This is a genomic window from Bacillus sp. 7_6_55CFAA_CT2 (assembly GCF_000238655.1).
GTDB classification, from domain to species: domain Bacteria; phylum Bacillota; class Bacilli; order Bacillales; family Bacillaceae_G; genus Bacillus_A; species Bacillus_A cereus.
The window spans coordinates 1-10,408 of the sequence record NZ_JH414717.1 but is presented as its reverse complement, the minus strand read 5'-3'; the positions used below and the strand labels follow the sequence as shown (position 1 = coordinate 10,408).

Below are 10,408 nucleotides of genomic sequence, written 5' to 3'. Positions count from 1 at the left end.
ACTGCCATATGTCCAGTCTTTTTTATTACTAGGCAATCCATCGTATATCTCTTGTAATAAAACAACCTCCCTATTTTGCTTCTTCTCTTTCGACTGTTGAAACTCTTCTTTTATTTCTTGTACTAACTCATTTCTTAAATTTGAGATTCGACTTAATTCACTTGTGCGATCTACTAGAGCATTTGCAAAGGTAGTTTTCATGTGATCTAACGTACTTTGTTTCTTTTGCCTTTCGGCTCATAATACGTTTTCCCGTCCACATCTTTTGTTACTAACTTCCTTCGATTCTCTTTTTCCACAGTACCAAAATGAATATGAATATGCTCTGTATTCCGATGAATCGATGCAAACCAAAATCCATTACTTTCTTCAATTTGTTCATCTTTAAATAGCTGCTCCATCATTTTCTGACTCGCATTTCGAATACGATTTTCATCTAAAGTATCTGTTTTGGGATCATACAATTTTTGCTTAATTAAAAAATCTGTATCAAAAGAGATAACATCCTGGTAGTAGACACTTCCTTTATTTTGTGCCTTTCCAACTAGCTCTTTTATTTCTGTTAAATCATTTTGTGTAATTACATTTTTATTTTTTGAAAAAACACCTGGTAAAATTTCTTTCACTTCTTTTTCTAATCCCCGATTATTCTCGTTTCGATTAGGGGATAAATCCTCAATATGTTTATTTAGTAGATCCATTTCTTCTTTTTCTGTTTTGTTTATTTTCTTTTTACTTTCTAGTGCATACTTTCTTCCCATATAACTAACATACTTTTCAAAATCACTTGTTGTATTAAAGCTATCCGGAGAAGTTAATAGCACTTGTGCTTCTGCTTCTTTTTTAGAAACTTCTTTTCTATCCTTGCTTGAATATGTACCTCCAATTTTCATATCAAAAGAATCAATTGCATTTTCAAGGCGATTTAACTCCTGTAACTCTGTACTTGTTAAAGTGTGTCCATCCTTTAATAGCGCCTTCTTTCTCGTACAATAATCAATGTAAGTTGTGAAACTTTGTTGTTTAGGAATTGTATATTGTGACGTTAAAATAATACCTGGTGACTTCCCCATAATTTGTTACCCCTTTTTATCATTCCAATTCTTTAAGTCTATGTTCAGGTATTTGTTCCCACTCTATTTCTTCATTAATAAACTTTCCAAATCTATAAATCTTTTTGTAAGGCTTGTCGTTTATCAGTAATATTTCTTCTTTATCCGTAACCATAGGCAACTTTTTTTCAAACTCTTCTTTTACTGTAGCTCCTAACTTTCTTGATTCCATCGGATCACGTTTTGAAGTTCGTGAGAACTTTGCTTCCGCTTTTCTTGTAACGGATGATGCAATTTCATTTTTCACTTTCTGCTGCATATCTTCTATACTTAAATCACTTCCTAATCGTGAAAGCAGTTCTATATTCAATTTAATTAACACATCATTTTGTGTTTGCATTGCTTTCATTGATTGCACTATTTTTTTATTATCTTCTTTTAAAACTGATAGATCATCTACTCCTTTCCCTTTTCTCATTTTTTCATCCAGCAGCACAATCCCATGCCGTAAGGCATCCGCTTCAGTTGAATACTCAGGATACTGCTTCATAAAATCTTTAACTATATTCTTGTGGATTGTATTCCCACGAAAACGAAACGTTTCCTCAAAAGCAATCCTAGACATTTCTCAACCAACTCCTATCCATTCTGCCCTATTACCTTAATTAATTCATTTGTAGCATCTATATATTCTTGTAGCTTATCTTCTTGCCTTTCCAAAGAAACAGAGACATTGTTAACAGCTTCATCAAATTTATCTTCTTTATTTCTTTTATATTCTCCATCAAAATGTTCTCTAAAAATCTCATTAATGTACTCCCAACGATAGTAACGTCTTCCAAGTCTCTTACTTATTTGCTTACATCTTTTATCAATTTCCTTTACATAATACGGATCAGCATTCCGAACATGAATTTCCATATTTTCACCTACTTCATTTCCCTTTCCTGCCTAACAATTTGTAATTACCAATTCTGTAGATCGTTTATATCTTCTGCAAATCAGATATAAACTCTATTTAAATCAAAGAAGAAAAAAAGAGCATAAGGAAACCCCATCCCACTTTGAGGACAAAGTGGTGAAATAGGCTGTGCCTATTGGGTTTCTAAAGCTCTCTAACTGGGATGTCAAAACTGCCCTTGTGGGGCGTTTTGAGTCCTTTTAACATCTATTTGTAGGTCTCTTTGAGACCTCTGTAGTACGTTTTGTGTCCGTTTAAAATGCACTTTTTTATATTGTTTTTTTCTTTTCATTCAATAACTCAATTTTCTTTTCTTTCATTTTAATTTCTTCTTTTAGATCATCTAGTACCTTTTGATGGTTTTTCATTACTGACTCATTTGAGTTCATTGTATTTTTCGTTTTAAGTTTTTCTGCTTCAGTTTGGTACTCCATTTCTTTTGTTAATTTGTCATTTTTTATTTTTAATTGTTTTATAGCAGACACTTTATCATCAATTTTTTGTTGCATTTCTTTAATTTCTTTCCTTATAGATTTTTGTGAGAATGCAAGGTATTCTTTTTCGTAAAAGTCCTGCGATTCTTCCTTTAGATCATTATTAATTAGTTTTTCTTTCTCTAAAATATAAGTTTTTAAACTTCTATCTTTTATATCATCTGCATCAGATTGTAATTCAGGATGAATGTATTCAGGTTTAACAGTAGATGAAACCACACCGAATTCTTCAGGTATATTTTTACTAATTACAACAATATAGTTATCACTAGCACGATAAATTTTTGTTTTCACATCATTTTCTTTTTGTTTAATGTATTTATTCTCTACTTTGTATTTCATGTTACTAAGAATTTGAGAGTCATTATCTGACTTTAATTCATAATCAATCCGCAACGTTTTATTTGTAGGATTGTATTCTTTTTTTACAACTGAGATCTTCACCATCGATGATAGACTTTGATATTCTCCAGCTTTCATTTCCTCAAACTTATATGTTGCTCCGCTGAAGGCAGGCGAAATACACAGTACAAAAAACATTGCTACAAAACTTCCCAGGGTTAACATATACGCTCTTCTTTTCGCATTTGCGGGTTTTCTTCCTTCATTTTTCGCTCCAAATTTTAAACGCATACCGCTGCTCCTTTCTTTCTAAATACTTTCACTTGTACTCTTACTTCCTCATGAATATTTTCTAATTTATAGTTTGTATATTTCTTTTTCCCTCTATGATTGATGCCATATTCACGAACAATTAGCCAATCAAATTTATTACCAGGATTATAATCAAACCAATCAATTGCTATTTCTTGATAATCATTTTTCCTCTTCCATAACTTAATAACTATATATTTTCCTTCTTTCGAATAATCATGATTCGGTTTCAATTCACTCAAAAGCATGACATATACCCCTTTCTTTTAGACTATTAGATTTTACTTTAATAGAACAAAGTAAATCCCCTGTATTATGCCTACTCTCTTACAGGGGATCTTTCATTTATAATTTTGAAACTTATCTACTTAATCGGTATGGACTATAATCCACTACTTTAATTTCATTCCCTTGCTTCTCTAACGTAATTCGTATTAAGCTTTTAATCTTGGTTTGTCTGTTTTCTAGACCTTCAATTGTGTAATCCACATCAATTAAAACACTACATTTTTTTGAAATATCTCCATTTGAATCAATAAATAGAGCACTTTGATTAATGGTAGATTTAAAGTTTGGATCTCCTAAATCTTCTGTCTCAGGAGCTACCATATCTACTACTTTTTTATCTGTCATTTTTAATAAGTTGTCTCTTCTTTCGTTCTTATTTTTTACGGAGTAATTTAAATATGCATGAATAAATTGTTTAGACACCTCTTTATATTGATTTTGTAAGTCTATTAAAGGATTTGTATTTTCTTTATTTGAATCAGTAGGATTTGTATCATTTTTCAGGCTAATTTGTTCCATTTTTGTTTTCAATTCACCAATTGTTTTATCCTTTTTGGCAATATCAACCTGATATTTTTTATCCTTTTTATCGAATTCTTTCATTGTGGTATACATAAGAACACCATTAAAGACAAGGGAAACACTTAGTAACCCTGTTATAATTTTTGAAGTCATATTCATTTATTTTGCACCCATTTCGTTTTTATTTTGGAACTACTCTTCTAATTCCTGCATAGTACTTTTGCCACCCTGGTGATGTAAATTGGTGATAACCTATCCCTGCATTTTCAGAATCATACATTGTGTTTGCATCAACATATATCCCTACATGACTTACATGATCCGGCCCACCGTATGTCCCTTTAAAGAAAACTAAATCACCAGGTTGTGCATCTTTCGGATCAACTTCTACAGTTGCATAATATTGTTCTGATGCTGAACCATTCAAATTAACTCCTGCTGCCCTAAATGCCCAAGACGTTAATCCGCTACAATCAAATCCCTGCGCAGGAGTTTTACCGCCCCAAACATACGGGTTTCCGTTATATTTCAAAGCTTCATCCATTATTTTCTTAAAGGTCTCTGATCCATTTACTGGTGCAGTCCCATTATCAAAAGTTAAATATTGCTTAACCATTTCTGCATAATAAAAGTTACCGCCATTTATATAACGATAACCACCATTGTAAGCAACTGCTACAGCTTGACTATATCCAATTCTTGTTCCGTTTTTATTTCCACCTGCAGGAGCAACAACTGTTAAAGAATAATAATCAGCTGTTTCTAAGGAGTGCGTTTTATTATTTAATGCTAACCAATGTACATAATTACGTCCAAAGTTATATGTTTGTACAATGGCTAATAAATCATTAATCCCTAACATTTTTGCATCATCAAATGCTCCCTTTAAATGCATAACACCATAATAAATAGAATCCTTCGGGTTAGAAATGGTGTTCATTTTCCAACCTTGTGATTCACTTGACTGCATAATATCAGGTAGTTTTTCTGAAATACCATTACTCTCCACCATAATAATTGCTAATACATAGGGAACTAACTCAGGTACTCCTTGAGCTGCACATTCTTTCTCAACCATCTCTTTCCAGCGCATTACCTCTGGCGGTAAATTCTGCACTGATGCATTACCACTTAGACCACCACTAGAAGTACCTGTTGAGCTTGTCCCCCCTCCTAAAATCGCCATTCCTATAATAAAAATCACCATTACTGCCGCAAAAATAGCTATTCCTGTAGATCCACTAAACAAACCCAACAGCCATTTTAACCTCTTAACTTTTTTATATTTTTCCACTAACGTTTCTTGTGTAGCCGCCATATTACTGACCACCTTTAAAACGTTCTAATTGTTTCTCATCAGGATCAAACATCACATTATATGTCTCAGTTGAACTAACCTGTACAATTGCTTCCCCTCGTTTTAATTCAGGTAAAATTCGAAATTCTGATTCTGTTAAACTCTCACCTAAAACACTTTTTAAAGTTTCTAGTACAGAGTTATCCATATTTAAAAATATCTTATATTGAGTTAATTCAAAGATCGCTTTCATGTCTGAAACATCCACATTGCTTCCTGGTGGTGGTAACATTTCTTGTGGTGATTGTGTTGCAAAGAATATTCCTGCAACGAACTTACGCATTTCCCTTTCAAATTCCAAAACATAATTATTAGCAAATTTATTTCGAGAATTTATAACGTTATGGCACTCATCTAAAATCACCATAAAATATATAATGTCTTCAATTGGCAAATTCTTTTCTTCACGTAGATATTTCATTCTACGTCCATTTTTTAATGCATGACTCCAAATTAAAGTTAATGCGGTGAATAACTGACAATTAAAAATCGGTCTGTCTAGTTTTGATATACCATCTATATCAAAGAATACAATTTGTTCATCTTCAAAATTTTCAAGGGTTGTATGTCCATTAAACATATCACCATACACATGAACCATATCATATACTTGCATTTTAAGAGTTTCTAAATCTCTATATCGTTGCGGAGTTGCCCCTTTTTCTAATTCAACCTTATTCAAGTGATCAAGAAATTCTTCCATAATTGGATACCTAGTTGGTGGTAAACCTGTTACTTTAAGTGGTTCATTAGTTCCAGGCTCAGGGATCAATTTACATTTAATATAGAACTCTAAAAGATGCTTACGAAACTCTTGTATAATCGTTTCAGCTACATCAACATTTAAAAATCGGAGCATATTTGTAAGTTTTGATAAGTGCTGTAAGAATGAACCCCTTTCATCAACTGCACCTGTATTAGTAATTTTTGTCGCAAATACTTCTAAGGGATTTATCATCCCTGTTTCCACACCAGCTTCCCCTTGCGCTCCACTTAAATCAATTATTTTACCACCTTGTTGTTGAACAATTGTGTAATAATCTCGTGCTTTATCAAAACCACGAATAAAACAATCCTTTCCAAGTAAGCCCTCTAACAACTGTTTTAGTAATGTAGATTTACCTGCACCCATCTTCCCAAACACGAAACCACTAAATGATGTTCTAGTCCCTGTAGAGAAAAATGGATCTAAAATAAACGCTCCTCCTGTACTTGTTTGCCCTAAATAAATCCCTCTTGGATCTTTTAAATCTTGATGATGGAATGGTATACCATAACCAATGTTTTCTGAAGGCAGCGGATTACCACCCTTTGTTCCGAGGTATTCAATTTGTTGATCATAACTTGAAAACAATGTTTGCCATTCTTCTTTTTGCTTAAAAACATATACCTGCGCTTTATAGTTTTGTCCTGCAATCTCTTTTTTCAAATCACCAATTCGTTTTTCTAGTTGTTCTAAAACTGGATCATAGATATAGATTCTTATTTTTACAAGCTTAACAATTTCACCTTGTTGCGTTATAGACCGTGCAAATAATTTTAAATTCTCTAGCTCCCAATTCGCATCGTCACGATCGGTAGAACGACGTTCTGATGTCATACGATCTTTTAATTCACTGATAGAACGGTTAATATCCTTAACAACTTCTTCTTTATTAGCAGTTGCTACATCAAAACTTGATAACGTGTCCTTATTATTCATGAGTGTTGTTAGCCATAATGGAGGAATATCTTCCGCCAGAGAATACACATTTAAACATGCTACATAGCAATCTCCTTGAGCTATATATCTTTCATTAAATTTAATGCCCCCTTGTGGCTGCACCCTCTGAATAAATTCTAAATCATAACCCTCACTACGATATTTTTGTTGTTCTTTTTTCCCTAGTTTCACCATTAGTATCAATCCTCCTACATTTCCGAATTCATATTTTGCAGCTTGAATATTAACTTCTCGACTTCTTTTGCTTTCATATTTTGCAAATCAAATTGACGACCACCATAACGCTTCATATCTTTTACGTTCTTTACTAACTCTTTTTCATTTTTTCCATATACAACAATGAAGAAAGCTAATTCTTTTAAATTCTTTTCTACCCAAAGTACTCGATTTAAATTTTCAACTGCCAAAGAATACCGTTGATACCATACTCGTTCTACTTCTTTTGTCACCCCCTCTCTGTTCATCCTCCCTTGAAATCGTACCGCCATCCGCTTCCAATAAACTTGTTGTTCTGTTGTTTCAGTAGAATATGTCAAAGATAAAACCTTAAATGGCTCATGATAAACTCTACATAAGGTTGTTAATTGGTTCATAAAACGCTTTAAATCTCCCTCATTCATTGAAAGTAAATCGGTTGTTTTCACCTTCAAGTACACCTGCAAATTGTCTCTACGATCTACTAAAATTCCTGTTTTTCTCTCAAGTCGCTTATAAGGGGCTACATCAACTATTGATGCATCTGTATTTTTAAAAGAAGTGAAAATTGTTGAAATAAAACCCTGATTTTCATTACTTTGTTCTGAATCCTTTCGCTTCTTTCGACTTGTTTTTTGGGGTTCAGCTACTGCAACTTTCATATTCATCTTTCCTTTCATGAGATATAAAAAGGGAGTGCTCTATATAAGCACTCCCTTTCGTTTTTATTTCTTTTTCGTTTTACTACTAATTGTGTTTACTTCAATTGGATGATAATTTCTATTATCCATCTTCAACATATCTAAAATTACCATTATATTTCTGTTTGTAGGACTGTTATGAGGTTTTATACATAAGAACAGTCCAAATGTACCAAATAACACATAAAACATGATTCTTCCAAATCCACCGACTGGAAAAAGATTCGGCATATAACTTGCTAAAATCAACATTAATCCAATTATTCCTGCATCAATGATGTAGAAAAAAGCTATTTTAATTTCTTGCTTTGTATTCTTTGGATTACGCATCATATCCATTACTGTTCACTCCCTTTATTACGTTATAAATTCTAATTTTTTCCCTCCTTGCTACAAGACTTATACTCTCTTATCGTACTTTTAATAAATAGGTTCATAGTTTTAAACATTTTAATATCGTTTTCCATACATTCCTTTATAAAAAGTGGATACTTTTCAAACTTAGCATAATATTGTTTTACTGGATGTTCCTCAGGATAATATTCAATATCATATTCATAAACACACAAACCAAAATAATCACGCACACCTTTAGGATTCAAAATGTGCAAGCATAAAAGTGACTTGTAAATTATCTCCTTTGCTTCTACAGAATGAGTTAATTCATTAGCCAAATATTTTTCTGTATAACTCGGAAATTTGTCTACACAAAAATCAAATATTTCTTCTTCCTGTGTTGTAAATGCTATCCTTTGTTTTCTTTTCCAACGTATAATTGCGTAAATAGTTTCTCTTACAAAGCAATATACCCACATTGCTATTTGTAAAATCCATACCCCTACAATTAATACAAATAAAATTCCAATAATCCATTTCACTAAAGTATGATCTAAAGACCATAAAAACCATTGCTTAATAAAGGGCTTGTCATATATAAGCCAACCTAATAAGACAGGTTTTACTATAATCCGCAGTAAAGGATCACACTCAAGGAAGATATGCTCTTGAGGATCTAATTGCATATCTCTCCAAAGCCCTCCATTATAGGCAATAAAACATATCATATATACTACAAATGAAAGTGTTGTTGTAAAGATAATTTGCATTACAAATTGATTATTTAATATTTCTATTAGGAACTCTTTCAATATTATCTACCTTCCAAATGTTTAATTTCATTTGTTACTCTCCTCCTCAAAAGGTTTGCCTAGAAAATCTTTATCGATATATTCAGCACTCATTACTGTAATCAACTTCGTTTCTTTCTTCTGTTTTCGCCTTAGCACTCTAAAGATCTGTTTAAAAAAAGTTGCGATTATACTTAACACAATCGCAACTCCTAACATGCAGATAGCAAATAACCAATTGCTCATTTTATTATCCCTTTAGCTTTCCTTGTATTTACGAACAACCTTGTATTAATTATTTGAATACAGATTAAAAGAAAAATATATTAGAAGAAAAAAAGCAACAATGTAATGATATAGCTGACTTAATTCAAAACTAATTTGAAAGGCTAATATATTAGTAGCAATTACAAAACCAGCCAAAGTTATTAAGATACTACATTTCAATTCTCGTTGTTTCATTTCAAAATGTAGTTTTCTTTTACCTGCAACATCAATTACTCTCACTAATAATCCCTCCAATCTTATTTTTGATCCAATCTACTTGTACGGTTTCTAGTGCTTCCTCTCTGCCTTAATCCTGAACCCCTTCTTTCCTTCACGTTATCTTGAACATTTACATCACGTTGAACCGTTGTTGAGTTTGCCCTTACATCACTATTTACCGTCCCACTACTTTTCACATTATCTTGGACATTTACATCACGTTGGACTGTTGTTGAGTTCGCCCTTACATCACTATTTACTGTTCCATTTCCTTTTACATTGTCCTGGACTTTTACATCACGCTGGACTGTTGTTGAGTTTGCTCTTACATCACTATTTACTGTTCCATTTCCTTTTACATTGTCCTGGACTTTTACATCACGCTGGACTGTTGTCGAATTCGCTCTTACATCACTATTTACTGTTCCATTTCCTTTTACATTGTCCTGGACATTCACATCACGCTGAACTGTTGTTGAGTTCGCTCTTGCATTACTATTTACTGTTCCATTTCCTTTTACATTGTCCTGGACATTCACATCACGTTGGACTGTTGTTGAGTTCGCTCTTGCATTACTATTTACTGTTCCATTTCCTTTTACATTGTCCTGGACATTCACATCACGCTGAACTGTTGTTGAGTTCGCTCTTGTATTACTATTTACCATTCCATTTCCTTTTACATTGTCCTGGACATTCACATCACGTTGCGCTGTTGTAGGACTTGCCTTTACATCATTATTTGTTGCTCCTGATCCGCCTGAACTTCTTAATCTATCTTGAACGTTTACATCACGTTGCGCTGTTGTAGGACTTGCCTTTACATCATTATTTGTTGCTCCTGATCC

12 protein-coding genes and 2 pseudogenes are annotated in these 10,408 nt (G+C 32.8%); all 14 read right to left on the bottom strand.

Going from position 1 to position 10,408, the window contains the following annotated elements; translation table 11 throughout:
• Window positions 1–1,073, bottom strand: a pseudogene (gene mobP2 / locus HMPREF1014_RS27625) (MobP2 family relaxase); the annotation flags it as partial.
• Window positions 1,074–1,092: 19 nt separating this feature from the next.
• On the bottom strand, window positions 1,093–1,677 hold the full coding sequence (locus HMPREF1014_RS27620) for a hypothetical protein (RefSeq protein ID WP_000086468.1): 585 nt from the start codon (window positions 1,675–1,677) through the stop codon (window positions 1,093–1,095).
• A gap of 14 nt (window positions 1,678–1,691) precedes the next feature.
• Window positions 1,692–1,973, bottom strand: coding sequence for a hypothetical protein (locus HMPREF1014_RS27615; RefSeq protein ID WP_000402460.1), 282 nt, complete (start codon window positions 1,971–1,973; stop codon window positions 1,692–1,694).
• A 309-nt stretch (window positions 1,974–2,282) separates the two neighbouring features.
• Complete coding sequence (locus tag HMPREF1014_RS27610; RefSeq protein ID WP_001237282.1) at window positions 2,283–3,140, bottom strand: hypothetical protein; 858 nt, start codon at window positions 3,138–3,140, stop codon at window positions 2,283–2,285.
• Entirely contained in the window at window positions 3,131–3,409 is a 279-nt protein-coding gene (locus HMPREF1014_RS27605) for a DUF5513 family protein (RefSeq protein WP_000926958.1), read from the bottom strand. The genes HMPREF1014_RS27610 and HMPREF1014_RS27605 overlap by 10 nt, the downstream gene beginning before the upstream one ends.
• 112 nt (window positions 3,410–3,521) lie before the next feature.
• Window positions 3,522–4,130 (bottom strand): hypothetical protein, encoded by a 609-nt coding sequence (locus HMPREF1014_RS27600; protein WP_001057499.1) that lies wholly within the window; start codon window positions 4,128–4,130, stop codon window positions 3,522–3,524.
• Between the two features lie 22 nt (window positions 4,131–4,152).
• Window positions 4,153–5,289, bottom strand: coding sequence for a bifunctional lytic transglycosylase/C40 family peptidase (locus HMPREF1014_RS27595; RefSeq protein WP_000741679.1), 1,137 nt, complete (start codon window positions 5,287–5,289; stop codon window positions 4,153–4,155).
• Between the two features lies 1 nt (window position 5,290).
• Window positions 5,291–7,225, bottom strand: coding sequence for a VirB4 family type IV secretion system protein (locus tag HMPREF1014_RS27590; protein ID WP_000239774.1), 1,935 nt, complete (start codon window positions 7,223–7,225; stop codon window positions 5,291–5,293).
• A 14-nt stretch (window positions 7,226–7,239) separates the two neighbouring features.
• The gene (locus HMPREF1014_RS27585) at window positions 7,240–7,908 is read right to left on the bottom strand and encodes a TraC-like domain-containing protein (protein WP_002081743.1); all 669 of its coding nucleotides are present in this window, start codon (window positions 7,906–7,908) and stop codon (window positions 7,240–7,242) included.
• 63 nt (window positions 7,909–7,971) lie between these two features.
• The gene (locus HMPREF1014_RS27580; RefSeq protein WP_000367411.1) at window positions 7,972–8,286 is read right to left on the bottom strand and encodes a DUF5592 family protein; all 315 of its coding nucleotides are present in this window, start codon (window positions 8,284–8,286) and stop codon (window positions 7,972–7,974) included.
• 32 nt (window positions 8,287–8,318) lie between these two features.
• Window positions 8,319–9,095, bottom strand: a complete 777-nt coding sequence (locus tag HMPREF1014_RS27575) for a hypothetical protein (RefSeq protein WP_000657691.1) — start codon at window positions 9,093–9,095, stop codon at window positions 8,319–8,321.
• A gap of 27 nt (window positions 9,096–9,122) precedes the next feature.
• The gene (locus HMPREF1014_RS27570; protein ID WP_000073506.1) at window positions 9,123–9,320 is read right to left on the bottom strand and encodes a hypothetical protein; all 198 of its coding nucleotides are present in this window, start codon (window positions 9,318–9,320) and stop codon (window positions 9,123–9,125) included.
• A gap of 45 nt (window positions 9,321–9,365) precedes the next feature.
• Window positions 9,366–9,581 carry a hypothetical protein gene (locus tag HMPREF1014_RS27565; RefSeq protein ID WP_001263810.1) on the bottom strand — a complete coding sequence of 72 codons (216 nt, stop codon included), beginning with the start codon at window positions 9,579–9,581 and terminating at the stop codon, window positions 9,366–9,368.
• Window positions 9,582–9,598: 17 nt separating this feature from the next.
• Window positions 9,599–10,408 (bottom strand): annotated as a pseudogene (locus tag HMPREF1014_RS27560) (pLS20_p028 family conjugation system transmembrane protein); the annotation flags it as partial.

Bases quoted from the DNA above. Each gene is read 5' to 3' on its own strand.
- HMPREF1014_RS27620 (WP_000086468.1), bottom strand. From the start codon at position 1,677: ATGTCTAGGATTGCTTTTGAGGAAACGTTTCGTTTTCGTGGGAATACA.
- HMPREF1014_RS27615 (WP_000402460.1), bottom strand. From the start codon at position 1,973: ATGGAAATTCATGTTCGGAATGCTGATCCGTATTATGTAAAGGAAATT.
- HMPREF1014_RS27610 (WP_001237282.1), bottom strand. From the start codon at position 3,140: ATGCGTTTAAAATTTGGAGCGAAAAATGAAGGAAGAAAACCCGCAAAT.
- HMPREF1014_RS27605 (WP_000926958.1), bottom strand. From the start codon at position 3,409: ATGCTTTTGAGTGAATTGAAACCGAATCATGATTATTCGAAAGAAGGA.
- HMPREF1014_RS27600 (WP_001057499.1), bottom strand. From the start codon at position 4,130: ATGAATATGACTTCAAAAATTATAACAGGGTTACTAAGTGTTTCCCTT.
- HMPREF1014_RS27595 (WP_000741679.1), bottom strand. From the start codon at position 5,289: ATGGCGGCTACACAAGAAACGTTAGTGGAAAAATATAAAAAAGTTAAG.
- HMPREF1014_RS27590 (WP_000239774.1), bottom strand. From the start codon at position 7,225: ATGGTGAAACTAGGGAAAAAAGAACAACAAAAATATCGTAGTGAGGGT.
- HMPREF1014_RS27585 (WP_002081743.1), bottom strand. From the start codon at position 7,908: ATGAAAGTTGCAGTAGCTGAACCCCAAAAAACAAGTCGAAAGAAGCGA.
- HMPREF1014_RS27580 (WP_000367411.1), bottom strand. From the start codon at position 8,286: ATGGATATGATGCGTAATCCAAAGAATACAAAGCAAGAAATTAAAATA.
- HMPREF1014_RS27570 (WP_000073506.1), bottom strand. From the start codon at position 9,320: ATGAGCAATTGGTTATTTGCTATCTGCATGTTAGGAGTTGCGATTGTG.